39 protein-coding genes and 1 tRNA gene are annotated in these 25,888 nt (G+C 70.4%); all 40 read left to right on the top strand.

Going from position 1 to position 25,888, the window contains the following annotated elements; genetic code table 11:
* Nucleotides 1-36: 36 nt before the first annotated feature.
* The 40 genes from ABD832_RS30625 (at nucleotide 37) to ABD832_RS30430 (ending at nucleotide 25,863) form a co-directional block, all read left to right on the top strand.
* Nucleotides 37-255 (top strand): hypothetical protein, encoded by a 219-nt coding sequence (locus ABD832_RS30625; RefSeq protein ID WP_344902050.1) that lies wholly within the window; start codon nucleotides 37-39, stop codon nucleotides 253-255.
* A gap of 281 nt (nucleotides 256-536) precedes the next feature.
* Nucleotides 537-1,133 (top strand): hypothetical protein, encoded by a 597-nt coding sequence (locus tag ABD832_RS30620; protein ID WP_344902047.1) that lies wholly within the window; start codon nucleotides 537-539, stop codon nucleotides 1,131-1,133.
* 308 nt (nucleotides 1,134-1,441) lie between these two features.
* Nucleotides 1,442-1,690, top strand: a complete 249-nt coding sequence (locus ABD832_RS30615; protein WP_344902044.1) for a hypothetical protein — start codon at nucleotides 1,442-1,444, stop codon at nucleotides 1,688-1,690.
* Nucleotides 1,691-1,789: 99 nt separating this feature from the next.
* Nucleotides 1,790-2,050 carry a hypothetical protein gene (locus ABD832_RS30610; RefSeq protein ID WP_344902041.1) on the top strand — a complete coding sequence of 87 codons (261 nt, stop codon included), beginning with the start codon at nucleotides 1,790-1,792 and terminating at the stop codon, nucleotides 2,048-2,050.
* 1 nt (nucleotide 2,051) lies between these two features.
* Complete coding sequence (locus tag ABD832_RS30605; protein WP_344902038.1) at nucleotides 2,052-3,188, top strand: phosphoadenosine phosphosulfate reductase domain-containing protein; 1,137 nt, start codon at nucleotides 2,052-2,054, stop codon at nucleotides 3,186-3,188.
* Between the two features lie 70 nt (nucleotides 3,189-3,258).
* Nucleotides 3,259-3,585, top strand: a complete 327-nt coding sequence (locus ABD832_RS30600) for a hypothetical protein (protein WP_344902035.1) — start codon at nucleotides 3,259-3,261, stop codon at nucleotides 3,583-3,585.
* A gap of 149 nt (nucleotides 3,586-3,734) precedes the next feature.
* Nucleotides 3,735-4,064, top strand: a complete 330-nt coding sequence (locus ABD832_RS30595) for a hypothetical protein (RefSeq protein WP_344902032.1) — start codon at nucleotides 3,735-3,737, stop codon at nucleotides 4,062-4,064.
* Nucleotides 4,065-4,226: 162 nt separating this feature from the next.
* Complete coding sequence (locus ABD832_RS30590) at nucleotides 4,227-4,532, top strand: hypothetical protein (RefSeq protein ID WP_344902029.1); 306 nt, start codon at nucleotides 4,227-4,229, stop codon at nucleotides 4,530-4,532.
* Between the two features lie 174 nt (nucleotides 4,533-4,706).
* Nucleotides 4,707-4,780: transfer RNA gene (locus ABD832_RS30585), tRNA-Gly, on the top strand.
* Between the two features lie 30 nt (nucleotides 4,781-4,810).
* Nucleotides 4,811-6,154 carry a putative antirestriction adenine methyltransferase gene (locus ABD832_RS30580; RefSeq protein ID WP_344902026.1) on the top strand — a complete coding sequence of 448 codons (1,344 nt, stop codon included), beginning with the start codon at nucleotides 4,811-4,813 and terminating at the stop codon, nucleotides 6,152-6,154.
* Entirely contained in the window at nucleotides 6,151-7,092 is a 942-nt protein-coding gene (locus ABD832_RS30575; RefSeq protein WP_344902024.1) for a ParB N-terminal domain-containing protein, read from the top strand. The genes ABD832_RS30580 and ABD832_RS30575 overlap by 4 nt, the downstream gene beginning before the upstream one ends.
* Before the next feature lie 6 nt (nucleotides 7,093-7,098).
* On the top strand, nucleotides 7,099-7,818 hold the full coding sequence (locus ABD832_RS30570; protein WP_344902022.1) for a hypothetical protein: 720 nt from the start codon (nucleotides 7,099-7,101) through the stop codon (nucleotides 7,816-7,818).
* Nucleotides 7,811-8,581, top strand: coding sequence for a hypothetical protein (locus tag ABD832_RS30565; protein WP_344902019.1), 771 nt, complete (start codon nucleotides 7,811-7,813; stop codon nucleotides 8,579-8,581). Before ABD832_RS30570 ends, ABD832_RS30565 begins: the two co-directional genes overlap by 8 nt.
* A gap of 47 nt (nucleotides 8,582-8,628) precedes the next feature.
* Entirely contained in the window at nucleotides 8,629-8,958 is a 330-nt protein-coding gene (locus ABD832_RS30560; protein WP_344902016.1) for a hypothetical protein, read from the top strand.
* Nucleotides 8,951-9,205 (top strand): hypothetical protein, encoded by a 255-nt coding sequence (locus ABD832_RS30555; protein ID WP_344902013.1) that lies wholly within the window; start codon nucleotides 8,951-8,953, stop codon nucleotides 9,203-9,205. Before ABD832_RS30560 ends, ABD832_RS30555 begins: the two co-directional genes overlap by 8 nt.
* A complete protein-coding gene (locus tag ABD832_RS30550) occupies nucleotides 9,202-9,693 on the top strand; it encodes a hypothetical protein (RefSeq protein ID WP_344902011.1) in 492 nt (163 codons plus the stop codon). The genes ABD832_RS30555 and ABD832_RS30550 overlap by 4 nt, the downstream gene beginning before the upstream one ends.
* On the top strand, nucleotides 9,690-10,163 hold the full coding sequence (locus tag ABD832_RS30545; protein ID WP_344902008.1) for a DUF5662 family protein: 474 nt from the start codon (nucleotides 9,690-9,692) through the stop codon (nucleotides 10,161-10,163). The genes ABD832_RS30550 and ABD832_RS30545 overlap by 4 nt, the downstream gene beginning before the upstream one ends.
* 43 nt (nucleotides 10,164-10,206) lie before the next feature.
* A complete protein-coding gene (locus ABD832_RS30540; protein ID WP_344902005.1) occupies nucleotides 10,207-10,962 on the top strand; it encodes a hypothetical protein in 756 nt (251 codons plus the stop codon).
* Between the two features lie 127 nt (nucleotides 10,963-11,089).
* Nucleotides 11,090-11,224, top strand: coding sequence for a hypothetical protein (locus tag ABD832_RS30535; protein ID WP_344902002.1), 135 nt, complete (start codon nucleotides 11,090-11,092; stop codon nucleotides 11,222-11,224).
* On the top strand, nucleotides 11,221-11,454 hold the full coding sequence (locus ABD832_RS30530; RefSeq protein WP_344901999.1) for a hypothetical protein: 234 nt from the start codon (nucleotides 11,221-11,223) through the stop codon (nucleotides 11,452-11,454). Before ABD832_RS30535 ends, ABD832_RS30530 begins: the two co-directional genes overlap by 4 nt.
* On the top strand, nucleotides 11,451-11,696 hold the full coding sequence (locus ABD832_RS30525) for a hypothetical protein (RefSeq protein WP_344901997.1): 246 nt from the start codon (nucleotides 11,451-11,453) through the stop codon (nucleotides 11,694-11,696). Before ABD832_RS30530 ends, ABD832_RS30525 begins: the two co-directional genes overlap by 4 nt.
* A complete protein-coding gene (locus ABD832_RS30520) occupies nucleotides 11,683-12,207 on the top strand; it encodes a hypothetical protein (RefSeq protein WP_344901994.1) in 525 nt (174 codons plus the stop codon). The genes ABD832_RS30525 and ABD832_RS30520 overlap by 14 nt, the downstream gene beginning before the upstream one ends.
* Nucleotides 12,204-12,521, top strand: coding sequence for a hypothetical protein (locus ABD832_RS30515; RefSeq protein WP_344901991.1), 318 nt, complete (start codon nucleotides 12,204-12,206; stop codon nucleotides 12,519-12,521). Before ABD832_RS30520 ends, ABD832_RS30515 begins: the two co-directional genes overlap by 4 nt.
* On the top strand, nucleotides 12,509-12,946 hold the full coding sequence (locus tag ABD832_RS30510) for a DUF6221 family protein (protein ID WP_344901988.1): 438 nt from the start codon (nucleotides 12,509-12,511) through the stop codon (nucleotides 12,944-12,946). The genes ABD832_RS30515 and ABD832_RS30510 overlap by 13 nt, the downstream gene beginning before the upstream one ends.
* A complete protein-coding gene (locus tag ABD832_RS30505) occupies nucleotides 12,934-13,206 on the top strand; it encodes a hypothetical protein (RefSeq protein ID WP_344901986.1) in 273 nt (90 codons plus the stop codon). The genes ABD832_RS30510 and ABD832_RS30505 overlap by 13 nt, the downstream gene beginning before the upstream one ends.
* A 452-nt stretch (nucleotides 13,207-13,658) precedes the next feature.
* Nucleotides 13,659-14,279 (top strand): type II toxin-antitoxin system Phd/YefM family antitoxin, encoded by a 621-nt coding sequence (locus ABD832_RS30500; RefSeq protein ID WP_344901983.1) that lies wholly within the window; start codon nucleotides 13,659-13,661, stop codon nucleotides 14,277-14,279.
* A gap of 189 nt (nucleotides 14,280-14,468) precedes the next feature.
* The gene (locus ABD832_RS30495) at nucleotides 14,469-14,741 is read left to right on the top strand and encodes a hypothetical protein (RefSeq protein ID WP_344901981.1); all 273 of its coding nucleotides are present in this window, start codon (nucleotides 14,469-14,471) and stop codon (nucleotides 14,739-14,741) included.
* Between the two features lie 11 nt (nucleotides 14,742-14,752).
* A complete protein-coding gene (locus ABD832_RS30490; RefSeq protein ID WP_344901978.1) occupies nucleotides 14,753-14,896 on the top strand; it encodes a hypothetical protein in 144 nt (47 codons plus the stop codon).
* A gap of 36 nt (nucleotides 14,897-14,932) precedes the next feature.
* Nucleotides 14,933-15,517 (top strand): hypothetical protein, encoded by a 585-nt coding sequence (locus ABD832_RS30485; RefSeq protein WP_344901975.1) that lies wholly within the window; start codon nucleotides 14,933-14,935, stop codon nucleotides 15,515-15,517.
* A 50-nt stretch (nucleotides 15,518-15,567) separates the two neighbouring features.
* Nucleotides 15,568-16,698, top strand: a complete 1,131-nt coding sequence (locus ABD832_RS30480; protein ID WP_344901972.1) for a hypothetical protein — start codon at nucleotides 15,568-15,570, stop codon at nucleotides 16,696-16,698.
* 16 nt (nucleotides 16,699-16,714) lie between these two features.
* Nucleotides 16,715-17,020 (top strand): hypothetical protein, encoded by a 306-nt coding sequence (locus ABD832_RS30475; protein WP_344901969.1) that lies wholly within the window; start codon nucleotides 16,715-16,717, stop codon nucleotides 17,018-17,020.
* A gap of 13 nt (nucleotides 17,021-17,033) precedes the next feature.
* Nucleotides 17,034-17,378 carry a hypothetical protein gene (locus ABD832_RS30470; RefSeq protein WP_344901966.1) on the top strand — a complete coding sequence of 115 codons (345 nt, stop codon included), beginning with the start codon at nucleotides 17,034-17,036 and terminating at the stop codon, nucleotides 17,376-17,378.
* Entirely contained in the window at nucleotides 17,375-17,740 is a 366-nt protein-coding gene (locus ABD832_RS30465) for a hypothetical protein (RefSeq protein ID WP_344901963.1), read from the top strand. The genes ABD832_RS30470 and ABD832_RS30465 overlap by 4 nt, the downstream gene beginning before the upstream one ends.
* A 9-nt stretch (nucleotides 17,741-17,749) precedes the next feature.
* Nucleotides 17,750-18,748 carry a hypothetical protein gene (locus ABD832_RS30460; RefSeq protein WP_344901959.1) on the top strand — a complete coding sequence of 333 codons (999 nt, stop codon included), beginning with the start codon at nucleotides 17,750-17,752 and terminating at the stop codon, nucleotides 18,746-18,748.
* Nucleotides 18,748-19,326 (top strand): hypothetical protein, encoded by a 579-nt coding sequence (locus tag ABD832_RS30455; RefSeq protein WP_344901956.1) that lies wholly within the window; start codon nucleotides 18,748-18,750, stop codon nucleotides 19,324-19,326. Before ABD832_RS30460 ends, ABD832_RS30455 begins: the two co-directional genes overlap by 1 nt.
* Nucleotides 19,323-19,907: a hypothetical protein gene (locus tag ABD832_RS30450; protein WP_344901953.1), complete on the top strand. Its 585-nt coding sequence runs from the start codon at nucleotides 19,323-19,325 to the stop codon at nucleotides 19,905-19,907. Before ABD832_RS30455 ends, ABD832_RS30450 begins: the two co-directional genes overlap by 4 nt.
* A gap of 24 nt (nucleotides 19,908-19,931) precedes the next feature.
* Nucleotides 19,932-21,488 carry a phage terminase large subunit gene (terL, locus tag ABD832_RS30445; RefSeq protein ID WP_344902204.1) on the top strand — a complete coding sequence of 519 codons (1,557 nt, stop codon included), beginning with the start codon at nucleotides 19,932-19,934 and terminating at the stop codon, nucleotides 21,486-21,488.
* 15 nt (nucleotides 21,489-21,503) lie between these two features.
* The gene (locus tag ABD832_RS30440; protein WP_413224926.1) at nucleotides 21,504-23,627 is read left to right on the top strand and encodes a phage portal protein family protein; all 2,124 of its coding nucleotides are present in this window, start codon (nucleotides 21,504-21,506) and stop codon (nucleotides 23,625-23,627) included.
* Nucleotides 23,624-24,568 (top strand): hypothetical protein, encoded by a 945-nt coding sequence (locus ABD832_RS30435; protein WP_344901947.1) that lies wholly within the window; start codon nucleotides 23,624-23,626, stop codon nucleotides 24,566-24,568. The genes ABD832_RS30440 and ABD832_RS30435 overlap by 4 nt, the downstream gene beginning before the upstream one ends.
* A 41-nt stretch (nucleotides 24,569-24,609) precedes the next feature.
* Entirely contained in the window at nucleotides 24,610-25,863 is a 1,254-nt protein-coding gene (locus ABD832_RS30430) for a hypothetical protein (RefSeq protein WP_344901944.1), read from the top strand.
* Nucleotides 25,864-25,888: the final 25 nt, after the last annotated feature.

Below are 25,888 nucleotides of genomic sequence, written 5' to 3'. Positions count from 1 at the left end.
AAGAAATCAACCCCACCACCCCCCACGGAGGACATCATGAGCGCCCTGAACTCCTACGAGAACAACCTGGACAGCGTCAAGGAGAGCCTGAAGATCAGCGGCCGGTCCAACCTCCTCCCGGCCGCGGAGTGGGCATTCGTGGAGGAGATCCTCATGGGGGACAAGGACAAGGCGGCCGCGTTCGTCGAGCTCATGAGGAAGGCGAACGAGGCGGGCGCCTGCGCCCGGATGGACAGCGAGTTCGAGATCCGCTAGGCGGTCACCGGCCGGCCCTGGACCCAAGGTCCAGGGCCGTTTCTGTGCCCGGGGGCGGGGGCGGGTGCCGGCAGGGCGGTGGCCACCCCCGCGGGCGCGCCGCGCGCCCCGGCCGTCCAGGCGGACCCTAAGCGGTGTTCCCGGCGTGCCCTTCTCCTCCCCTCGCCCAGCGGGTGAGCGGAGGTCACAGGGGCGTTCAGCGAGGCTGTGACCTGCGAAAACTCTGCGATCCATGCGGCCAAACCCTGTCATACGTTTGCGCAGCACGCTATGATTAAGATATGAACTTCTCCACCACCCCCACCCCCACCACCACGGAGGCCAACGTGAACCCCAGCCCCGCACCCCAGAGCCTCGCCAGCGAGTTCAACGAGCGAGTCCGCAGGCTCACCCGGGAGGTCGCCGATCTCCTTCTGGCGGAAGACGCGGACATCGAGCGCGAGGCCGCGTACAAGGCGGCCACCACCGTCGCGCAGCAGGTGGGCAAGCGCGGGCTCGACGCACAGCGGGAGTTCCTGGGCCGGGGGCTCCACGACATCGCCAGCGACATCCAGATGCGGCTCGCCGAGCAGAACTTCGAGGGTTACGCCCAGGAGACGGCGGCCATGTCCGTGTTCCTCCGGGCGGTGGCACACCGGGACGAGGTGGCCGCCCTGGTCGAAGAGGCGCGGGAGCGCAGGGCCGACCCTGAAATGGTGGGCGGCATACTGGCCGAGTACGTGGCCAAGGTCACGGCCGCCCAGCTCACCGGCCCCGGGGAAACCCTGGCCGCGAAAATCCTCCAGAACTGGCTGGAGGGTGTCGAGTGGTCCGAGCTGGGTGCGCAGTACCTGATCGGTGGCGTCCCCGCGGCCCTGGCCAACCGGCCGGCCTCCTGAGCCAGCGGAGCCCCCGGGCCCGCACGGGCCCGGGGGCTCTCTCGGGGGTCCGGGTCGGCCGGGCGGCGGCCCCCTCGCGAAGAGGATCGCGCCCCCTGGCCTCGGCCCCGCGGCCCAAGTGGACTCTAAGCGGCGTTCTGTGCGCCCCCCTCTCCTCCTCTCGCCCCGGGGGCAAGCGGAGGTTACAGGCGAACTCAACAGGCCCTCTCACCTGCGGAAACTTCAGAAAACGACTGGTCATGCGAAACGCAAGCATGCTATGATAAAGATATAAGAAATTGAGTGTTTCACCCACCAAAGGAGAGACCATGTCCGTCCGCACCGCCCTCCCCGCCGGTCTCGCCCTCCACTTCGACCGCCCCGAGATGGCCCCCCTCGCCGAGCAGGCCGAGCGCCTCTTCGAGAAGGTCCCGCTGGCCACCGTCACCGCCTTCGTCGTCCAGGGCATGGAGGCCGCCAAGCGCGCCGGCACCAGTGGGAGCTGGGCGCTGGAACTGGCGGCGGAGGCCAACCGCCTGCTGGCCGCCGACCCGGACGAGCTGGAGGAGCTCATCTAGCAGCGATCAGGGCGGGGGCGACAAGCCCCCGCCCTGCCCGCGCCTGCCACCACCCACCCCGGCCGGGCACCGTCCCGGCGGCCACCAGAAGGAGAAACCGTGCCCCCCGCGCACCCGCCCGTCAGCCGGTCGGTGCAACTGCTCCTCGACCTCCCCGCTCTTGAGCGGCCGGCACCCGAGCCGCACACCGGCCGGCCGCTGGTCCGCCGTACGAGACACGGCCGCGTGATGGTCCTGTGCCCGGCCGGGCACCTCGTCCAGTCGGTCAAGGATGTCGACTGGCCCGGCTCCCGCCTGGAGGCGCAGGTCGGCGACCCCGGCTACACCGTCACCTGCCACGGCGCGATGGAGGAGCGGTGACGTGCAGCTGCTCCTGGACTTCCCCGAGCTGAACGTCCGTTCACGGCCGGTGCTGAACCTGCGGGCGTACGACCTGATCGTGATCTGCTCCAGCGCGGGGAAGGACAGCATGGCGCTGCTCGCCTACGTGGCCCAGCTGATCCGCGAGCAGGGCTACCGGGGCCGCGTCGTGGTCCTGCACAACGACCTGGGCGTCACCCGCTCCGGCGAGCCGGTCGAGTGGTGGGGGGTGCAGGCCGCCGCCCGCGAGCACGCCGAGCGCTACGGGTTCGAGTTCGTCGTGCGGCGGCGGCCGGGCGGCGGCCTGTGGGACCAGCTGATCGGCCAGCGCCGCCGGTGGATGGCGAACCACGCCCGCTGGTGCACGAGCGACCAGAAGGAGGGTCCGGCGATGACGTGGGTCACCGAGGCGGTCGCGGAGTTCTGGGAGCTGCTGGGCGTGCCCGCCGACCGGCCGGTGGAGGTGCTGTACTGCCTCGGCCTGCGCGGCGAGGAGTCCGCGGGCCGCGCCGCTCAGCCGATCGTCCAGGTCAACGAGCGCCGCTCGTCGGGCAACCGGCGGATCACGCGGTGGCTGCCGATCCGGGACTGGACGATCTGGGACGTGTGGGAGCAGATCCGGGAGGCAGGTCTGCGCCCGCACGCAGGTTACTCGTGGGGCTTGGCCCGGCTGTCGTGCAGCCTGTGCGTCCTGGCGTCCCTGCAGGATCTGATGCTCGCGGCCGCGCTGCGGCCCGCGCTGGCCGCGGACTACCGGTGGGCGGAACTGGAACTGGGGGAGCCGTTCACGGAGCGCCTGTCGATGGGGGAGATCCTCGCCGGGCTGGAGGCCGCTCGCGCCGAGGCCGCCGGCGGCACCGCGGCGGCCGCCGACGCCACGGTGGTGCTGTACGAGCTGGTGCGGGAGCGGCTGGCGTCCACGCCGATCGCGCTGGGGGAGGGGAAGACCAAGGCGGGCAAGCCCCGCCGACCGTGGACGGAGCAGCAGCTGGCCGGTCGGGCGACGGCACGCACGAGCGAGATCCTCGCCGCCGGGCGGCGCGCGGTCAGCCTCGCGGCCCAGGTGGACACCAGCGTGCGGATGCTCGGCCCGCTGGACGAGCAGGCGGCGGCGGTGCTCGCCGGAGCAGCGCGCTGACCTGCAAAAACGTGGTGATTCACGCGGGCAACCCCTGGTGCGCAAAAGCGCAGCACGCTATGATAAAGATATGAACTTCTCCACCAACCCCACCACGGAGGCCGGAATGACCGAGCACGCCGCCCACACGAGCACCACCCCCACCGAGGCCAGCACCCCGGAGGTCACGCTGGAGGGCCCCATGGACGTCGCAGAGAAGATCACCGTGGAGGCCGTGGACCAGAGGGGCAGGCGCTACGGCAGCTGGACCTGGGTGCTGCAGGAGAGCGGAGAGTGGTGCGCGTTCCTCTGGAGGGAGAACTGCAAGGACTGGATTCGCGATCACCACCTGGACGCCGAAAGCGACGAGCGCCTGTGGAACAACATCACGGTGGTCCGGGGCTACGGCAAGCACTAGCCGCCTCCGGTCCGGCCCCCGGCTCCAGCCGGGGGCCTCTCCAACCGCGAGCCCCAGCCCAACCAGGGCAACCGGCTGACCTGCAAAAACGCAGTGATTCACGCGAGCAAACACTGGCACGCAAAAGCGCAGCACGCTATGATTAAGATATGAACTTCTCCACCAACCCCACCACGGAGGCCGGAATGACCGAGCACACCGCCCACACGAGCACCACCCCCGCCGCGGCCGGCACCCCGGAAGCCGTGACCAAACCGAAGACGCCGGTCGACGTGGCCGAGAAGGTCACCGTGGAGGTCCTCTCCGCGAACGGCCACATGTGCGGAATGTGGACCTGGGTCAAGCAGGAGGACGGCACCTGGAGCGCGTTCCAGCTCGGGCAGGGCGAGTGGCTCAGGGAGCTGTGGCTGGACGCCCCCAGCGACGAGGTGCTGTTCGGCGAGACCGTCCGGCTCGTCCGGAGCTTCGGGGGCCGCTGACCGTCTCCGCCCCCGGCCCGCACGGGCCGGGGGCTTCGCCGCGTCTCGGGCGGGGGCGGTTATTTCCGCAGGTCAATATGGGTGCAACCCTGTACGACAGATGGCATAGCTTGCTATGATATAGATATGAAACTTTCCGCCACCCCCACCACGGAGGCCCCCATGTCTACCACCGCCGCGATCCTCCACGTCATCCCCGTCGGGTACTTCCGCGAGCCCTCGACCATCCAAGAGGTCCGCACCCCCGCCCAGCGTGAAACCCTCCTCGCCATCGTCAACCGCGAGGACTTCGACTTCGCCTGCAACAACCCCTGCGACGAGCTCATGAAGGAACTGCGCCCGAACTACACCGGCCCCTTCATGTTCCTGTACTTCACCACCGACGGCGTCCTCCACGGAGCTCGCATCGGTAAGCGCGGCGACATCCTCCGCGAAACCACCGGCGACGACGCTCGCACCCTGCGGTAACTGTCCACCCAGAGCCCCCGGCCCCCGACCGGGGGCCTTTCCTCATGCCGTCGCCCACCGCCGCCCCGTGTTGGCCGCCGCCGCTGAAGATCAGCTAGTATCCGAACAGATCAGCGGTAACCAGCTAGTATCCGAACGGATCAGCGGTACGTGTAGCGGCTCGGCTGGTCGCATGCGCCGGAGTTGTAACAGCTGCATGCCTCTCTCCCCGAGAGGCGGACCAGGTTCAAGTCCTGGCCGGCGCTCCACCTGCATCGCTCCAGCACAGGGGGCCGCTCGTGTTCCACGGTTCCATCCCCTCCGCGATGCGCTCCATCGTCTACGAGCACGCCGGAACCTGGCCCGACCAGGACATCTACGTAGGCTGCTCCGGCAACTTCACCCTGGAACGGGTGCTGCACTCCCGGTTCGGATCGAACCGCGCGGTCCACGGCAACGACATCCAGGCCTACAGCTGCGCCCTCGGCTGGTGGCTGTCCGGCCGCCCCCTCCCCTTCACCCTCCGCGAGGAACACGACGAGGACCTCGGCTGGCTCAGGCCCTACCTGGATGACCCCACCGACATCCTCGCCACCCTCATGCTCGGCACCCGCTTCCTGCAGTGGGTCGGCAAGGAGGGCGCCTACTACCGGCGGATGATCGCAGCCACCCAGGACCAGTGGCCCCGCATGCACGAGAAGACCGTCTCCAAGCTGAACGCGCTGTCGCTACGACTGGGCTCCTTCTACGCAGGCGACGTCCGCGACTACCTGAGCACGGTCGTCCCCCCGGACGCGCCGGTGGTGATGTTCCCGCCGTTCTACGCCAAGGACTACCAGGCGCAGTTCGCGTCGATCGACACCACGTTCGACTGGCCGGCCCCGGACTTCGGGGAGCTGGACGAGGCCGGCAAGGAGCAGATCATCGCCCAGGTGCGCGACCGGCCGCACTGGATGCTGGGCCTGCACATCGAGCGCCCCGAGCTGCGCCCCCACCTCGCAGGCGTCGTGCAGACCGCGAACCGCGGCCTGCCGATCTACGTGTACGCCGCCTCCGGGCCGCGCCGTATCGTCCGCCCCCGCCAGCTGACCGCGCCGATCCCCATGCCGAAAATCGGCCCCGACGACGAGCTGGGCGACCGCATGGCCCTGCACGTCCTGACCGGCGGCCAGTTCGCTGCGATCCGCTCCCAGTTCATGTCGAAGAGCATCAAGCCCGGCACGCCGCTCCTGGCGTGCGGCGTCTCCGTCGACGGCCTGATCGTCGGCGCGTTCGCGTTCCTGCCGCCGAAGTTCGACCCAGAAGACGCCTACCTCATGTCGGACTTCCCCGTGTCGTGGACCCGCTACCGGCGCCTGGCCAAGCTCATCGTCATGGCCGCCTGCACCAGCGAGGCGCAGCTGCTGCTGCAGCGCTCCCTGTCGCGCCGCATCACCGGCTGGACCACCACGGCGTTCACCGACCGGCCCAACTCGGCCAAGTACGGGCGCGGTATCCCCGGCGTGAAGCTGCAGAAACGCACCGAGCCGGGCGCCGACGGCATCCACCGCTACCAGCTGCAGTACGGCGGAGCGATGGGTGAACGCACCCTCAGCGAAGCGCTCGACCTGTGGAAACGCAAGCACGGCAAGGACACGCGATGACCGACACCACCGCCCCCGCCCCGGCCTTCCGGTCGCGCCTCGTCCGCCGCGACCCGCGACGCCTCACCCGGCTGCCGGTGAACGCCCGTTTCATGCGCAAGGAGGAGTACGACCGGCTCGTGGCCAACGTCCGCCGCGACGGGTGCCTCACCAGCGTGCCCCTCATCTACAGCGGCGGCGAGCACGACGAGCACGAAGAGCTGATCCTGTCGGGCAACCACCGCTGCGACGCCGCCGTGGACGCCGGTGTCTTCGAGATCGACGCCATGCTCATCGATGAGCCGCTGTCCGACCAGCAGCTCATCGCCCTGCAGCTGTCGCACAACGCGATCGCCGGAGAAGACGACCCCGCCACCCTCAAGCACCTGTACGAGCAGCTCGACGACGTCGACTGGCGCGCCTACTCCGGCCTCGACGACGCCGACCTCCAGCTCCTGGCCGAAGTCACCGCCGAAGGACTGTCGGAGGCGAACCTGGACTTCGCCACCGTGCAGCTCATCTTCCTGCCCGCCGAGCTGGAAGCCGCCCGCACCGCGTTCAACGACACCCGCTTCGGCCAGGACGAGACGTGGCTCGCCGCCCGCGCCGACTACGCACAAACCCTCGACACGCTCGCCTCCACCCACGCCGCACACCGAGTCGGCAACGTCGCCACCGCCCTGCACGCGATCCTCACGATCGTCGAACGCCACCTCGGCGACCTCCAGGACGGCTACACCAGCCCCCAGGGGGAGCCCCTCCACGCCGGACGCGTCGGCCTCGAAACCGTCCTCGGAGCCCGCACCCTCCCAGCCCCGGCCGCCATCACCCTCAACAAGGCCATCGCCCGCGCCGAGGGCCTCGGCGAGATCCCCCAAGGGCAGGGCTGGCAGCTCCTCGAACGCCTCGCTGGCGAGTACCTGTCAGGCCCCAACCACACCCCGCCTGAAGTGCTATAACGCGCCATGAGCAAGCTCAGGCCGCTCAAACTGGACCCCAAAGTCGACCCCTGGGAACGGCAACCAGACGAGTCGCTGCCCCGCTACAGCCAGTTCTGCACCTACCGCGATCTCGGCCGGGGACGCACCCTCCGCAAGACCGCTGAGATTCTGACCAAGAACGACCGGTACGTGCGGGACGTCGCGGTGGCGTTCAGATGGCGCGAGCGGGTCGACGCCTACGACAGCCACATGGACCGCCTGTACCAGGTGACGTGGGTCGAGGAGCGGCGCAAAGCCGCCGAAGCGGACGCGAGAATCCTCGGCGCGGGCCTGGGGAAGGTCGCCCAGCGGTTGCCGTCGCTCAACGCGGCCGACCTGTCCGCCGGGACCGTGATCCGGCTCATGGACGTGACGATGCGGCATCGTCGCGCCCTGTTCGGCGATTCGGCTTCGACGCTCACCGCGCACGGCGCGGAGGCGGTGGAGCAGCGGGCCCGAATCAACGAGGAGCAGGGGCTGCTGCTGGCGGAGGTGATCCGCCGCACCGCGGACGCGCTGCTCGACTCGGTGACCGAACTGGTGGTGGACCTCGCGGAGCGGGAGATCAACGAGGACTCCGACGAGGAGGTGCGCCGGTTCGCGGCCGCAGCGGTCGCAACGGTGCGCGCGCAGTGGCCGACATGGCTCGGACAGATCGTGCCGCGGGAGATCGCGGCGGTGACTGGAGGTGAGGACGATGGGTGAGATTCCCGCGCGCCCGTACACGCTGATCTACCAGCCGGCGCCCGGCGGGGTGGAACTGCGGCTGCTGCGGTCCGCGCTGCGGCAGCCGGGCGTCGTCGTGGAGATCGCCCACCCGGGGGAGGGGCTCACCGGCGGGCGGATGCTGCGCGTCGACGCCGAAGACCTGTGGCGGATCCTCGCGGCGGCCGAAGCGACAGCGGCGCTGCCCCCCGACGATGAGAAGGCGCGGCGAGCGCTGGCTGAGGCGATCACCCGGCCGCCCGTCACCGGGCACGTCGACGTCACCGTCCTGTCCCGGCAGCTGCTGGAGCAGCAAGCGCAGATCAGCATGCTGCGCACCCGCGCCGAGCACGCCGAGGCGGCGTGCGCCCGCGTGCAGGACGAGGCGGCCCGCTGGTGCGGTGAAGCCGTCGGCCTGGAGGCGGCGGCGGTGCGCCTGACCCGGCAGCTGCTGCGTCACGCCGACACCGAGCCGGCCGGGTACCTGGAGTGGCTGCCCGCGGACATCCTCGAAGCGGCGGAGCAGCAACCAGCCGACAACGACGACGACAGCGACGGCGGCGGCGGCGGCCAGGAGGGCGGCGCCGAGAGCCTGGTGATGAAGCTGGGCGACTACCGCGACGTCCCGTGCCCGGCGTGCGGGGAGACGCTGCTGGCGTCCACCGTGTACTGGCTCACCGGCGAAGGGCTGCAGGTCGTGGGCGGGGTGGCCGTGTGCGTGCAGTGCGGGACGTCGCCGTACACCGCGATGGACCTGCCCTGAAACGAGCCGCCGCAGAAACGGACGTTCAACCGACAGAGGAGACCCGCATGGCCCAGACGAAGCCGCCACTGCCCACCCGCATGCACGAGCCGTTCCCGCGCATCGCCGTGAACGATGCCCCGGACTCGCCGTTCAACGAGCTGCTCGGCCTCGCCATCGCTGCCGCGGACCGGTGGATGGTCGGACCCGACGGCCCCCTGCTCGGACCCGACCCCAGCCCGAGGGACATGGTCAACAGCCAGCTGAGGGAGGCGCTGCTGCATCTGCTGGAGCTCGGCGTCATCGACATCGACGAGGAGCGGATGCGGGCGGCGCCGGGCTGGCCGATGGACCGCCTGTCGTTCCGGGCCGACCCGGCGGGCGGCGGCCGTGGGTGACGTCCCCGCGGTCTCGGGGCGCGGCTGGCGGCCCTTCCGCTACCTCACCGAAGACGACCTCACGCTCATCGTCGACGACGACGTCATGATCCTCGACGACCTGCCGCGCCGCCCGGTCGGCGCCGCCTACACCGCGGCGGCCGCGAACCGGGCCGCCCTGTCCTGGAGTGACCACCAGCTGCTCCTCGGCAGGGCCCACGAAGACGCCCGCCGCGTGAAGAGCGCCTACCGAAGGAGGAACCGGTGATGTGGAGAGGCCAGCGGTCCACGGCCCCCCGGATCGAGCCGGTGGATCCGCCGGCGGACGTCCTGGACGCGTTGAGCTCCGGCCAGCTCCCCGCTCCGGGCCAGGCCGACGACATCGAGTGGCACGCCGTCGACGAGGCCGGCCGCCACGTCATCCGCGTCATCCCCGGTGCCCCGCGCGCCACCGACCACACGCTCGTTCCCAGCGCCGAGCTGGAGCAGCTGCGTTGCATCGCCCGCGTGAACTACGGGCTGTACCGCTCCGCCCACGCCGACGCCGAGCAGGCCGAAGCCGCTATCGCCCGCGTCCGGGCGCTGCACCAGCCCGCCGACGTCGAGTTCGCCCGGGGCCCACACCGAGAGCAGGGCGAAACCGAGAGCGTGAGGTACGTGCGGAAATGCTGCTCGCACTGCGCCGATGAGCAACACGGCCTGCCCGTCGACTGGCCCTGCTCCACCATCCGAGTCCTCGACGGGGAGACGACGTGAGCACCTACGACAGCACCGCCGACACCTTGAAGCATGCCCTCCGCGTCGGCGCCCTCATGGGGCAGCCGATCAAGGAGCTCGTCGACCGATCCACCCGACATGACCTGTCGAAGACCGAGCCGCCCGAGGTGGACATCTTCAACGAGTTCACGCCGAAGCTGAAGGGCTCCACCTACGGCTCCGACGAGTACAAGAGGTTCCTCGCCGCCATGGGAGAGGGGCTGACACACCACTACGCGCACAATCGTCACCACCCCGAGCACTTCGGCGCGCAGGGCATCAACGGCATGACCCTGGTTGACCTGATCGAGATGCTCGCCGACTGGAAAGCCGCAACCGAACGCCACGACGACGGCGACCTCGCCCACAGCTTGGAGATCCAACGCGAACGGTTCGGCATCAGCGACCAGCTCATGCGGATTCTCCGCAACACCGCCGACCACTTCGGCTGGAGTCCGCCCGGCCCGTAGCAGCGTGCCACCGACATCTGCGACCCCGAGGAAGGTCCTGACATTGCCGTACGACAAGCGCATGTGCCCGGGTCGCTGCAACCAGCCGTACCGGGACGCCGTCGACTTCTACGACCAGGCGGTCATCGCCTACGAGGAGGCCCGCGCCGCCTGGCGCTTCCCCCTGCGCTACCCGGCCAAGCCCGTCCCGCCGGCGCCGCCCGACGTCCGCCTCTACCTCGGTGACCCCGTCTGGCACCCGGGCTGCGCGCAGCGCATCCACGCCGCCCTCAGAGAGCTGGACGACCTCGCCTCCCAGGCTCAGGCCGAAGTGGATGGGCACCGGGACGCGGGCGCCCGGTACGGCCGGACCGGCGTCACCGCCAAGACGCACGCCGGATCACCGTCGCCCGTCACCGACCTCCTGGACCAGCTGTACGGCGACCTCATCGCGGTGGAGGATCCGTGGCGGCGAGCCCGCGGCTACCAGGCCCGGCCGCAGCGCACCCGCGGCGGCTCGGCCCGCAGGGCGTCGATCGCGTTCCTCCTCGACGAGCTCGACCTGATCTTGGAGGACCCCTGGTCCGTTGACTTCGGTCGCAGCGTGCTGGCGTGGCAGCACCGGCTCCGCGCGCTGACGAAGAGCGACCCGGCCGCCCGCCGGTCGCCGATCCGCTGCCCCCGCTGCAAGGAGGTCGCTCGTCTGTGGCTGCAGGACGACGGCTACTACAAGTGCGGGACGTGCGAGAAGCTGATGTCGCAGAGCGAGCACGATCGAGAGCTTTTCGAGCAGTCGGAACAGGAGGCGCACACGTCATGACCGGCCCCGTACAGGTGCGACCGGAGTTCTCCGTGAGACTCCGGTCCGGTCCCACAGCGTCCGGAGACGTCCGGAGTCATCCGGTCCCACCGGCCGTCCCTGTCTCGCGGGGGGCCCGGTGACGTCCATGCCCGACGCGTCGGCGGCCCGCAGCCAGGTGCTGCGCGAGCTGCGCCGCACCCTCGTGGCGAAGATGGTCATGCACGGCCTCGTCATCATCGTCGCGATCGCCGTCCTGGTCTGGATCTGGAGCGCAGCATGACCAGCACCCCGCGCCCCATCCCAGGCTTCGCCGCCCCGGACCCGCGCATCGCCCGCCTGCAGGACGAGCTCCGCGAAGCGAACGCCGGTCTGGCCTGCCTCACTTACCTGCTGGGCGGGGAAGCCGTGGTCACCGCCGCACTCCGCGCCGAGGTCCTCACCGGCCACCCGAAGCTGAGCATCATCGCCGCCGACGGCGGACACACCTACCGACTGGAGGCGGGCCGGTGACCGGAGACGAGTGGAGGGAGAGCTTTGACGCCGCGTTCGAGCGCATCAAGGCCGCCGACATCCGGGCCGCCCAGACCCGCGCCATCCAGGAGGTCATGGGCTGGGTATACCAGGGCAACCTCGACGCCGCCCGGGCCGCGGTCGCGAAACTGCCCGCCGACAAGCTCACTGAACTGTCTCTCGCCGCCACCGCGCTGGTGGCACTCGCCGACGAGGAGACCCGTCGCCGTGCCCGCCCCTGACGACACGCTGGCCGCGATCGACGACGTCATCACCTGGGATGGCGTCAGCGACGACGCCGCGGTGTGGGCCGCCGACGAGCGGCAGCAGCCCGACCTGCTGCCCGGGCTCGCGTCGATCGTCGACGCCGCCCGGCCCAGCCCTGAAGCGGCTCGCGCGTTCGCCGAGCGGATCACTGCGGGCATGCAGACGTTCGCTGAAGCCCTGCAGCCGGTCGTCGAGCAGATAGCCCGCACCGCCCGGGCGTTCGCCGAGTCGCCCGGCTGGCAGCAGCTCATCGACTGGGCCAACAGCCCGGAGGGGCGGGCGTACATCGAGGCCACCCAGCGCGGCGAGATCGAACCGGGCCCGCCGGCCTGCCACTGCCTGTGCGGCGCCACCCACCGCGACCGCATGGGCATCTGCGAGCACGACGCCGTCGACGAGATTGAGCGGGTGTCGGCCACGGTCGGCCGGGTGAGCATCCCGGTGTGCGGGCCGTGCCGGGACGCGCAGCTGGCGGCGGCGCGGTGAGCGGCTTCAGCGCCTCCCGGGTGGGGAGGGAGGCCCGCGGCCTCGCCCAGGGCGTGTGGGAGGTTCTGCACGCGTTCGACGTGATCTCGGTGGCCGGGCCGGTGTGGCGGTGGCGTGCGATCGACACCGGCTCCCGGGAACGCATCGCCGCTGTCCGTGCGGGACGGCGGAAGGTCGGAGCCGACACACCTCATCGAACAGTGTTCGATGATCTGATCGAGGAGCTCGACGCGCGGCGTGCCGACCGCGCCAGGCGTGCCCGAGCGCAGTCGGCAGCGGGCCACAGCGAGGGGCGGCGGCCGTGGACGACCTGATCGAGTTCCTCCGCGCGCGCCTCGACGACGACGAGCAGATGGCGCGAGCGGCGACGTGGTGCGAGGAAGCCGGAGTATGGCACGCCAAGCCGACGCCGTACGGTGCTCGGGGCTGGCCGGGGCCGCGCTGGTTCATCGAGGACGCGTTGGAAGACGGCGTAATCTCGCATGTCGACCCGCAGGCGTCGGACGACGAGGACGTGGCCCGCCACATCGCCCGCCACGATCCGGACCGCGTGCTCCGCGAGGTCGCGGCCAAGCGGCGAATCCTGGACATGCACGGGGACGATCAGCACTACTGCGTGTACGACGAGGCAGGCACGAACGGCTGGTCAGGTGCGCCATGTCTCACCGTGCGCCTGCTGGCCCTGTCGTATCCCGGCCACCGTGACTACCGAGAGGAGTGGCGGCCGTGGATGACCTGAACGCGCTTCTCCGGGAGTATGTGGACGATCTCAGTCCTTGGGGACAGGCGCGACGCGACGCGACGCAGACCATCGCCTGCTCGGTAGCCGAGGCCGAGAAGTTCCGCCGCCTGGTGGAGGAGCAGGGGATGGCGGGCATCATCACGGTGGTCGCCAGCCCCATCGTGCCGGACGGGACGGTGTACGTCATGGACATGCAGGCCATGGACGAAACGCTGCAGCAGCAGTGGAGATCGAGAGGCGGAATGCTATGGCCATGAACAAGGTACCGACGTGGCTTCGCACAGCCATCGAAGCGGAACTCACCGGCGGCCGCTACCACGTGGCCGAGGACTGTCCCGCCCTGCGGCCTGATCGCCTTGGCGTTGGGCTCCGGGGTCGACAGCTGCACGTGAGCGCCAATCTGCGTGTGAGCGCCGACGATGTGCGAGCGCCGCAGAATATGAGGCCGCAGTGGCAGGGTCCGGTGCCCGCGCGGGTCGGTTACACCGTTGTCATGGATGACGGGACGGGGGCCGTTCTGCCGTTTCCCGAAAGCGACGTGCTTCCTACCAAGGAGGAGGCTGAGAGCTACCGCGCTGGCTGTGAGCCGAACGAACGTTACCGGTACGTCGTGGTCGCCCTCGTCGCTTGCGAGCGGGTCCTTTAATTCGGAGCTCCAGACCTGTTTGCCCAGCTTGACGAGGAACCTTAAGGACCTTAAGGTTTGTGTATGACCTTCAGAGAGATGGGTGTCGAGGAGAGCCGGAAGAGGCTCGGTGACCTCGTTGAGTGGGCCCAGCAGGGCAGGACCGTCACCATCACTCGCCGCGGACGTCCTGCTGCGACGCTCGGCCCGGTCCCCCTGCACGTCGCCCTCCGGGACATCACCGTCGCAGCCCTCGACCAGGACGAGTGGCGTGACCAGGCCATCGACGACTGGATGGAGGCCGCCGCCGAGTATGGGCACGGCTTCATCGTCCTGGCCACCTACGACACCGGCGACGTGATCGCCGTCCTGGCCATCGAGAAGTGGGTGGGCGACCAGGTCATGGCGGGGGAGCGGCTCACCCTGCGCTTCCGCCGCGGCAACGAGGAGGTCGCGGAGGGCGACGGGGACATGCTCGACATCCACCCCGGCCCGTACAACCCCGCCCAGCACCCGGTCCAGGCCGGCCCGTTCAACCCTCAGGAGCCCGCTGTGGAGGGGCGCTTCAAGGTCCGCCTGAACGGCTCGGGCGGGATCCGCCTGGACTGGGGCGGCGGCGAGATCGACATGGACGCAGCCGAGGCAGACGGACTTTCGGCGGCGCTCGCGCAGGCCGCCGCCGACCAGAGAAGAACAGCAGGATGAGCAACGAGCAGCAGTGGGCCAGCCCCAAGGACCGCGCCCGCCTATTGCTGTGACCTGCGTGTTCGTGCGTCCTGGCGGGGCGGCGCCGACCCGTGTTGATCTACAGGCGGGCGGTGTGCAACACTTCCTGCCAGCGGAAACACGTGTGCCCTCGCCCAGACCGGTCGGGGGCCATTTGCATATCTGGGGGTGAACGTGCCCCCCAGCGTCGACGGCGAGCGTGACCCGGTGATCGTCGCCACAGCCGCCTCCCGGCTGCGGCGACGGCCCGGCACGATCCGCTCCTGGGCCGTCCGCTACAAGGCCCGCAAGCTCGGCACCTTCCAGGGCCGCACGGTGTACGACTTCGAGGACCTGGCCACGATCGAGGGGTGCATCCACCGCGGCGACGACGTCCCCGCCACCCCCGAGGCCCGGGACGAGCTGCGGGCGCGCCTGAACAACGCCTACCGCGTCGCATGAGGAGCCCCGCCGTGTCGCCGCTCGCCGTGATCCTCTTCGTCGCCGCCCTGCTGTGCTTCCTCCTGGTCGCGTTCGGCGTCGGTAGCTTCCGCCTCCTGGCGGTCGGCCTGGCCTGCTGGCTCCTCGCTGACCTGCTGCCCGCGCTCGCCCTCTGACCTGCTTCCCGCCTCTTGACCTGCTTGGAGGGTGCCATGACCGTCACCACCGCCGTCGACACCGGCCGGGCCACCACACGGTGGACGGTGCAGCGTTGGGACGCTGACCAGACCGCGTGGGTGCAGCGCCGCACCGGGCTGCACGCGCCGGCCCTCGACGACTTCACCCGGCTGGGCGTCGACTCGTACCGGACGACCGAAGTGCTGGGCAACCTGGTCACGAACGCGGGCTGGACCAGGATTATGAGCCTGGTCACCGCGCAGGGTGCCGCGCAGGCGCTCGACGCCACCCATGTGCGCATCGGCGTCGGCAACGGCGTCACCGCGGAGGCGTACACGGATGCGGACCTGGCGGCGGCCGCTGGGTCGGCGAACCGCTGGTTTCAGCCGGTCGGCGGCGCGGGCGCGCTCGGCACCCGGACGCTGACGTTCTCGGCGACGTTCAACCCGGCGGACGGCAACTTCGCCTGGAACGAGTTCGGCATCGACGTCACCTCGGGTGTGGCGGCGGCCGGTAACACGGTCGGGGCGCTGCTGCTGAACCGCAAGTCGGGCATCGCGCAGGGCAGCAAGGCCAACGGGCAGACGTGGGCCGCGACCGCGATGATCACGTTCTCCTGACGGTCTCAGCTTGGCCTGGCCACCAGCCCCGACGGTAGGAGGCGACCACCGTGGCGGTCAGGTTCGACAACAGCGGCGAGTACTACAGCCGCACGATCAACTGGGGTACGCAGTCAGCCTTCACCGTCTGCTGCTGGGTCAAGGCCGAAGCGCCTGTTTCGCTTCTCGGGGTCTGGCGCATCGAGCAGGACGACCAGGACAACGACTACGTGCAGCTGTCAGGAGCATTCGGCGGCGGGGCGCTGCTCGTCGCTACCGACGAGGCAACCGGTCCGATCGGGTCCCTCACCATAAGCACCGACACCTGGTACTTCGTCGGCGTGTCGATCAACGGCAGCTCAGGCCGCAGAGTCTCCAAGGCCGCAGGCGGCAGCTTCTCCACGGCGACGTGGGGCAGCGGCACTGGCCCCGTGAACATGGTCGAACTGTTCATCGGCACCTCCCGAATGGGCGGCTGGATTGGGTCGATCGCCGGGCTGAAAATCTGGACCGCCGCCCTGACACAGGCACAGCTGGAGGCCGAAGCCACGCAGTTCGCGCCGGTCCGTAGCGGCAACCTGCGGGCGTACTACCGGTTCGCGGGGCCCAGCACGACCGACGACTCAGGGCAGGGACAGACCCTCTCCGGCGGCGTCGGCGCGACCGCCGACACGGACCCGGCAATGATGACGACGATCGCCCTCACCGACACCGGTACGGCGTCGGACACCTTGTCGGCGACGGCCGCTGTGACCCTGACGCAGCCCGCGTCGGCCGCGGACGCGCTGACCTCCGGCCGCCTGGTCGTCCTCACCGACACCGGCGCCGCCGCACAGACGCTCAACGTGGCCGCCACGGTGAAGCTCGCCGAGACCGGGACGGCTGCCGACTCGGTGTTCAACGGCCAGCCGACGCTCCTCAACGACACCGCGGCCGGTGCCGACACGCTGAAGGTGGACGGGGCCGCGGCCGGGGTCGCGGAAACGGCGGCCGCCGCCGAGGCGCTCGGCGTGGCCGCCGCGGTGCCGCTGGGGGAGACGGGCACCGCCGCCGACACGCTGACCGTCAGCGAGGTGCTGTTCCCCGTCGTCGGGGAGAGCGCGTCCGCTGTCGACTCGCTCACCGTGGTCGAGGTCAAGGACCGGCACGCGGTCGCTCTACCGCTGCACCGCACCTGGTCAGCGTCTGCGCCGACCATCTGATCGAGGGGAGAGCGTGGTGGGCCCGTCGATCGACATTCCGGCGATCTCCAAGGAGTTCCTGAAAACGGGCGTCGGCGGCTCCCCGGACCTGCCCAGCTTCCCGGTCTGGGTCGCGCTGCTGCCGGTCGGCCAGGACCCCGGCCCCAGCGACTGGGTGAAAGCCGAGTGGATCGTCGAGAGCGGCGTGAACAAGGCCGCCGTCCTCGTCGGTGCCGGCACCGACCTGCCCCTGACGAAGGGGCTGCTGCACCAGGTGTGGGTGCTCATCATCGCCGCCCCGGAAGAGCCGGTGCTGAAGCCCGGCACCGTCTACGCCAGCTGACAGAGGGAGAATCGTGGCCGGCTTCCATCGCCTGACGATCGAGCAGGGCGCCACCTTCGAGGAGCGCTACGAGATCGTCGGCGACGACGAGCAGCCGTGGCCGATCCCCGCGACGTGGAAGGTGCGGGCGCAGATCCGTGCGGCGCCGCTCGCTCCGGCCGTCATCCTCGACCTGGCGCAGCTGCTCAGCGTCGACCACGCTGCGGGCACCATCACGTTGCGGATCCCGGCGACGACCACCACCGGTCTTGACCGGGGCGGCGTGTGGGACCTGGAGTTGTACGACCCTGACGATCCCGGCCAGGTGTCGCGGCTGCTGGCGGGCCCCGTCGATCTCGACGCGGAGGTCACCCGGTGATCGCCATCCGGGTCATTCCCGTCACGCCGCCCGGGCAGGGCGGCGTCCGGGTCCTGCAGATCAGCCCGCCGCCCGGGCCGAGCACCGTCCGCGTCTCCCCACCGGCCGGACCGCCCGGACCGCCCGGACCGCCGGGGCCGCCGGGGCCGCCGGGGCCGGCGGGCGGCGACATCTACATCTACGACCGGGCCGGGATCCCGGCCGCGACGTGGACGATCGTCCACGATCGCGGCCGCCCCGTGCACGTGAGCATCGTCGGCGACGACGGCCGCCAGGTCGTCAGCGACGTCGAGCATCCCGACCTGAACACCACCGTGATCACCTTCGCGGCGCCGTTCTCCGGCAAAGCCGTCATCGGATAAAGGGGCAGCATGGCTCTCAACGTTCTCAACGGCCTCGACCTGGGCAACCAGCGCATCACCGCGGTGGCCGACCCCAGCGCGAGCACCGACGCGGCCACGAAGGCGTACGTCGACCAGGTCGCCCGCGGCCTGACGTGGAAGCAGGCCGTGCGGGTGGCCACCACCACCAGCGGCGACCTGGCCACCGGGTACGAGGCCGGCGACGTCATCGACGGCGTCACCCTCACCGCCGGTGACCGCATCCTGGTCAAGGACCAGGGCGCCGCGGCCGAGAACGGCATCTACGTGGTGGCCGCCACGGGCGCCCCCGCCCGGGCCACGGACCTGCCCGCCGGAGGCGACGGCAAGGGGGTGGCGGTCACCGTCACCTCCGGCTCCGTCAACGGCGACCGGGTCTACATCCAGACGGCCGACACGGCGACGGTCGGCATTGACGCCCTGACCTGGTCGCAGCTCGGCGGCAGCGGCGGCACGTCGTACACCGCCGGGGACGGCCTGACCGAGTCCCCGGCCGGGACGTTCAACGTGAACATCGGGGCGGGCCTGGAGTTTTCCGCCGACGCGGTCCGGATCGCTGCGGCGGCCGCCGGCGCCGGTCTCACCGGCGGCGCCGGATCCGCTCTCGCGGTCGGCGCGGGCAGCGGCATCACCGTCAACGCCAACGATGTCGCGCTGGCCAGCTCCACCGCCGGAGCCGGGCTGACGTACACGACCGGTGTGCTGGCCGTGGGTGGCGGAACGGGCATCAGCGTGACCGGCGACGCCGTGGCCGTCGACACCGGCGTGGTGTCGCGGCACGTCGCCGCGAACGTCGGCGACGGCGTGGCCACGCAGATCGACGTGGCCCACAACCTGGGCACCTACGACGTGAGCGTGGAGGTGTTCACCAACTCCGGCGGCCGGGAGACCGTGCTGTGTGACGTGTCCCGCCCCGACACGAACACGGTCCGGTTGAACTTCGCGGCCCCGCCCACCAGCGGCCAGTACCGGGCTGTTGTGCAGGGCTGATGACCAGGCACCTGACCGCGCTGCAGCTGGCGCAGCAGTCCAGCCCTCCCACGCCGCCCGCGGGTTACACGGCGCTGTCGGCCCGTCCCGGGGACCTGCTCTACACCGAGGACTCCGGCGGCGTGGAGCGGCTCCTGGCGGCCGGGCCCGCCCCGGTGCGGCTGACGGCCACGGTCGCCTCGTCGGCGACGGCGCTCAGCGACGCCACCGGCCTCGGCCTGCCCCTGCAGGCGGGGCGGAAGTACCTGTTCCGCTTCGCAGGCCAGTACACCAGCGCGGCGGCCACGACCGGTCTCGGGCTGGCCGTCAACGGGCCCGCCCTCGGCGCGGACGGCCTGATGTGCAACGTGGTCGTGGCGCACACCAACGCGATCCCGATGCTCGGCACCGTCGTCGCGTACAACACCGCGGTGCTCGGCACGGCGAGCTCGGCGGCGACCCGCATGCCGTGGGAGGTGTGGGGCATCGTCCACGTCTCCGCGTCCGGCACGCTGCAGCTGCGCATGCGCAGCGAGGTCGCCTCGTCCGCCGTCACCTTGCAGGTCGGCTCGTACGGCTACGCGTGGGCGATCGGATGACGCAGCTGCTGAACCCGGCGCTGCTCGCCGAGACCGGCGCGGTGGGCACACCGGACGCCGGAGCCACCGCGCTGGGTGCGCTGGTGTCCGGCCCGGCGGCCCGGACGGCGGGCGGCGCCGCGCTGCGCGTCCTGGACATCGTCACCGGCCGGGTGGCCGCCGCGGTGACGAACACGACGACGACGCTCGCCGACATGACCGGCCTCGGCCTGCCCGTGGCCGCAGGCGCCACCTACGTGTACGAGTTCAGCGGCACCTACAGCTCGTCGGCGACGGGCTGCTACATCGCCGCCGGACTGGCCGGTCCGTCCGCCGGACCGTCCGGCGTGGTGTGCAACCTGCACCTGAACGTCGGTGTCGGCGCCGACACCTGGCACTCGGGATGTACGACGGCGTTCGGTGCTTTCAACACGCCTGGCTTCGTGGTGGCCGCCAACGCGGTGACGCCGTGGCGAATGTACGGGTCGTTCGAGGTGGGTGCCACCGGCGGCATCGTCGTCCCGCAGTTCGCCCGCAACGCGGGCGCCGGAACGATCACCATCCAGGCCGGTGCGTGGGGCTGGCTGCTGCGCGTCGCATGACAATCCCCGGGGGGCGCCGTGACGATGACCGTGCCCGAGTCGCCGTGGAGGATCGCCGCCCGCCAGTTCGTGCCGAAGCAGCGCCGGTGGGCCAGCCCCGGCGCGATGGCCAGCGCCATCGACCCGATGCACCGGCAGACGAAGCTGCTCGACCTGTTCGACCGGGAGCTGGTCACCCTGTTCGACGGCTCCGACGACCGCAACCTGATGATCTTCTGCCCGCCGCAGGAGGGCAAAAGTGAGAAGGTTTCACGTCGTACTCCGGCGTGGCTGCTGGCGCACGATCCGACGCTGCGGATCGCGATCGTGTCGTACTCGGCCGACAAGGCGGTGCGCTGGGGCAAGGAGATCCTCCGCGACGTGCGCGCCCACCCGGAGCTGGGCATCAAGCTGCGCAAGGACTCGCAGACGGGAAGCCGGTGGGAGACCGAGCAGGGCGGCCGCCTGTTCGCGGTCGGTATCGACGGCGGTATCACCGGCGAACCCGTCGACGTGCTGATCATCGACGACCCGGTGCGTGGCCGCGCTGAAGCCGAATCGGCGACGTACCGCAACACCGCGTGGGACTGGTGGGAGTCCAACGGCAGCACCCGCCTGTCGTCCCGCGGCAAGGTCGTGCTGATGATGACGCGCTGGCATGAAGATGACCTGGCGGGCCGTCTGCAGGCGCGGGAGCCGAAGCAGTGGCGGGTGGTGTCCGTCCCGGCGATCGCCGGGGTGGGCGACCCGCTCGGGCGGCGCCCGGGCGAGGAGCTCGTGTCGGTGCAACGCCGCAAGCCCGGCTACTTCCGCGGGTTGAAGGAGCGCCGCTCGGCGTACGTGTTCAACAGCATCTATCAGCAGTCGCCCAGCGCCGCCGAAGGCAATCTGTTCCGGAGGGCTGATTTCCGGTACTGGCATCCGCTGCCGGCCGACCTGGGACGGCACGGGATCGCCGGTGGCCGCCGCGTCGACCTGGACGGCCGCGCGATGCCGCTGGACGACTGCTGGCGGTTCCTCACCGTGGACTTGGCCGCGAGCACCCGCACGTCCGCGGACTTCACCGTCGCAGCGGTGTGGGCGATCTCCCCGGACGGGGACCTGATCCTCCTGGACCGGGCCCGGGCCCGCATCGAGGAGGCCGAGCACTGGGACCTGGTGCGGCCGCTGTACCAGCGGTGGGCCGCCGACACTGTGTTCGTGGAGTCGGCGTTCGGCACGGCGACGATGGTGATCGACGCCACCGCGTCGGGCATCCCGGTGCAGCCGCTCGTCGCCGACACCGACAAGATCACACGCGCGCTGCCGGCGACGACCCGCATCCGCCAGCACCGGGTGTGGTTCCCCGCCAATGCGGACTGGCTGGACGTGTGGTGTGACGAGCTGGCCGCGTTCCCGACCGCCGCGCACGACGACCAGGTGGACACGCTGGCGTACGCGGCGCGGGTCCGGTCGGCGAACTGGCTGCCGCCCGAAGACCTGGACACGGTGAGCCGCCGCGCCCAGTCGTCCGCGGGCGGCGCGATCGAGCAGGCGTACAACGCGGCAACCGGCAGCGACAGCGACGGCGACGACCTGGACTACATGACGCTCGACTACTAGGTGCCGGGGGTGCAGATGCTGAACGCTCCGACCCGCGACATCGGGTCCCTGGACCTCAACTACGGGCTGTGGCTGGGCGAGTGGTTCGAGACCATCCCGGACCTGCAGTGGCCCAGGACGGTCGAGACGTACAGCCGCATGCGCTACGACCCGCAGCTGACGGGTGTGCTGGCGGCGTGGACGCTGCCGATCCGCCGCGCGACGTGGGCCGTCGACCCGTCCGGCTGCCGCGACGAGGTGGTGCAGGTCGTCGCTGACGACCTCGGTCTGCCGATCCTCGGCGCCGACAACAAGCCCGGCCCGGCCCGCCGCCGGGGCGTCCGCTGGTCGGAGCACCTGCGGTTGGCGATGCTGTCGCTCACCTTCGGCCACATGGTTTTCGAACGCAGGTACGAAATCCGTGGTGGGCAGGCGCGGCTGGTGAACCTGGGCGAGCGGATGCCGCACACGATCGGCGACATCAACCTCAACCCGGACGGCACGGTCGCGTCGATCAGCCAGCACACCGCGGCGTCGCAGCCGATCCCCGCCGAGCGGCTCGTCTGGTACGTCCACGAGCGCGAAGGAAGCAACTGGGCGGGCCGCTCGATCATGCGCGCCGCCTACGGCGCCTGGCTGCTCAAGCACGAGCTGTGGAGGGTCCACGCCACGTCGAACCGCCGCTTCGGCATGGGGATCCCGGCCGTTGAAGCCCCCGCGGGGGCGACGCCCGCGCAGATCGCCGAGGCGCAGCGGCTCGCCTCAGCGATGCGCGCCGGAGACCAGTCCGGGGTAGGCCTGCCGCCTGGTTTCAAGATCTCGCTGTCCGGCATGACCGGCAGCGCCCCGGACACGCTCGCGTTCATCAGCTACCTGGACCAGCAGATGTCCCGGCAGGCGCTGGCCGGGCTGATGGACCTGGGGCAGACGCCCAACGGCTCCCGCGCGCTCGGCCAGGCGTTCCTGGACCTGTTCATGCTGGCCTTGCAGGCGACCGCGAACGAGATGGCCGAGATGGCGACGTCCGGCCACGCCGGAATGCCGGGCATCGTCACCCACCTGGTCGACACGAACTGGGGGCAAGACGAACCGGCTCCGCGCATCGTCGCCTCGGACGTCGGCACCCAGCACGAGGTGACCGCCGAGGCGCTGCAGATGCTGATGGCCGCCGGAGCGATCAGCCCGGACCCGGAGCTGGAGGCGTACGTACGGCAGACGCTGCGGCTCCCGGAACGAGCAGAGGAACTCCCGCCGCCAGCACCGGCAGCGGCGTCGGCCAAGACGACTCCAGCCCCGCCGGAAGTGGACCCGGAGGAGAACCCGGAGGCGGAGCCGGAAACCGCTCAGGAGGCCGCTCAGCGCCGCCTGACGCGATCTTCGGCGCGACCCCGCAAGGGCCGGGCCGCCACCGGGCAGCGGCAGATGACGCTCGACGAAGCGGAGTCCGGCGTCGACCCGGACGCTGTCCAATCCCTGTGGGAACGGGCGTTGGAAGCGCTGCTCGCCGCGTGGAAGTCGATCTCGCAGGCGTGGCGGGACAAGCTGGCCGAACTCGTCCGGGCAGCAGTCGATGGCCGGAACCTGCCCGCGCTCGCCCACATGCACCTCGACAGCGAGGAAGCCGAGCAGGTCCTCAACGAGGCCCTGGTCGCCTTGGCCGAAGCGTCGGCGCAGCAGATGGCTGCGGAGGCCGCCGCCCAGCAGGTGCCGGTGGAGCCGCCGCCCGTCGACGAAGGGCACCTGGGCGCGATCGCCGCCGCGCTGGCCGCGCTCCTCGCGGTGTGGCTGGCGGGCGCGGCCGCCCGGGAGGCGCTGCGCCTGGCCGTCCCCGGCGCGGACGGCAGCGACGTCGCTGACGCGGTGACCGACCACCTGGAGAGCCTGTCGGACGGGTTCCTCCGCGAGCAGTTCGGCGGCGCGCTCAGCACGGCGCAGATGACCGGCCGGTTCGCGGTGCTCGACGCCGCCCCCGCCGCCCGGTACCAGGCGCTGGAGATCCTCGACCGCAACACCTGCCCGGCGTGCGCGGAGATCGACGGCACCGTGTTCGACGACCTGGACGCCGCGAAGGCGGTGTACGGGACGGGCGGCTACATCGACTGCCACGGCCGCCAGCGGTGCCGCGGCCTCGTCATCGCGACGTGGAGGGGAACCCTGTGACCGGCCCCCCTGTGATCGTCGAGCACCTGCCCGGCAAGCACGACCAGAAGAAGCACGGCAACTGGACGGGCAAGAAGGCCGGCGGGGCGCCCCGGTCGCAGAGCGCTGCGAAGGCTGAACCGATCAAGGCAGAAGATCGCGTCCAGCTCCCTGACGGCTCAACGGGCCGGGTCATCACGATCCTGCCGACCGGGCAGGCCGCTGTGCTGCGTGACGACGGCAGCGCGTCCGTGCACGACGTCGGCGACCTGGCCCATGAGAAGACGGTCAGCGACAAGGAGCGGGCCGCCGCCCAGGCCCGGGCCCCGGTGCGGAAGAAGGCCACGCCGAAGCACACGAGCGTCGAGGACTGGGCCGACAAGGGCGGCGTCATCGACGGCGGCACCCGTACGGGGCGAGGCGACTGGCGCCTGCTGAACATCTGGAAAGAGCAGGGCTTCGACGGGCTGCCGCGCATCGCCGACGAAGACGAGCTGGACGACGAAGTAGCGGCCGGTGGCCTCGAAATGTGGCGCGGGGTGGGCGGTAACTCCAGGCAGGACGTCGAGGCGTTCGCCGACCAGTTCCGCACCGGGGACGAGCCGTTCCCCGGCCTCGGCATGTACGGCAACGGCACCTACTTCGCGCCGGACGCCAAGATGGCTCACGCCTTCGCCCGGGGAGGCGGCTCCAAGCACGGCGCGGTGATGCGGTCCGTGCTGCGCCGCGACGCCAAGGTCATCGACTACGACGACCTGCTCAGCCGAGCCGCCGCCCAGGGGGACGACGACGTGGACCCCAGGGTCCGGGACGCGATGAGCGATCCCGGGCGGCTCGCGGCGATGTTCGGCTACGACGCGATCACCGTCGGCGGGCAGAAGGGCGCAAAACCGCGAGAAGTCGTCGTGGTCAACCGGACCGCGCTGTCCATCTCACCGCAGCTCCGGGAGCCGCAGGAGTGACACGGCGGCCGCCGTCTGAACCAACCGAAAGGCGGTGACGCGTGTCGGGTTGGATTGTCCTCGCCGAGGTTTTCCCCACTTTCGCGGTTGCCCAGGAGCATTTGCCCGGCAAGCACGACCAGAAGTCGCACGGGAGTTGGGCGAGGAAGCAGGCCGGTGAAAAGCCGGCCGGTCGCGCGTCGGCGGCGCGGCGCTCGGATGACGACGCCACGCGGTCGCGCGAAGAGTCCACATGGGACCCGGACACCGACCCCCAAGAGGTCGAAGGAATGATCATCGACCTGGTCATGGTCCTGGACCCGTCCAAAGACGATGATCCTCTGCTGCTGCAGGCACAGCAGTGGCTAGATCAGGTCCGCTCTTCCCGCGACCCGTCTACCTGGCCCACGCCTGCAGAGTTGGCCGCGTTCGGCCACACCGACGGCGCGACGACCTGGCCCGGCAAGATCGTTATGGCGCAGAGGGGGTCGATTCCCAGCGCCGATGACAGCGAGTCGAAGCCGGAGGCGAGCTCAGTCAAGGTCGGCGACGATGTGGAGCTGCCGGATGGGATGAGCGGGCGTGTCGTGGCGATCGCCTACGGACAGGCGGCCGTTATGCGCTATGACGGCGACCCCGACGTTATTCCACTCGGCGATCGCGCACCCAAGGAGCCGAAAGGTAAGCCCGTCAAGGCCAGGCCGTACGAGGGTAGGGCAAAGCCTAAGCACATCGGGGTTGAGGACTGGTCCGATAAGGGCGACCTGATCGGCGATAGGCCAGCTGCGTCAGGAGGCCGTGACCAGCGCCTAGCGAACATCTGGAAAGAGCAGGGGTTCGACGGGCTTCCCCGAGCGGTCAGCGATGAAGAACTCGACGCGGATATCGCGGCTGGCGGAATCGAGATGTTCCGCGGCCTGACTGGTAGTTCTGGTCGGCCCTACGCGGAGCAGTTCATTAACGGCGATGAACATTTCCCCGGCCTGGGTGTTTTCGGAAACGGGACCTACACGTCGCCCGCTGCCTACTTCGCGGCCACGTACGCGGTTACAGATGGGCGCGGCTCAATGATGAGAATGGCGCTCCGCAGTGATGCCCGGGTGATCGATTACGACAAGCTGCCGGAAGCTGCACAGGAGTCGGAAAATGCTGTCACCGACAGGCGAATAGCGGACGCCATGACAGATCCGGGTCGCCTTGCATCCATGCTCGGCTATGACGCCATTCGAGTGTCACACATAAAGCCACATCAATACGTAATCCTCAACAGGACCGCCGTTTCTGTTTCTACCGACGTCAAGGACGTGCAGGGGTGAGCCCGGAACTTTCTCGTCGCATTGC

Origin of the sequence: Streptosporangium longisporum, assembly GCF_039534895.1 — a bacterium.
Lineage (GTDB): Bacteria > Actinomycetota > Actinomycetes > Streptosporangiales > Streptosporangiaceae > Streptosporangium > Streptosporangium longisporum.
The sequence above is the reverse complement of the archived record's forward strand: the minus strand, read 5'-3'. Positions and strand labels throughout refer to the sequence as shown.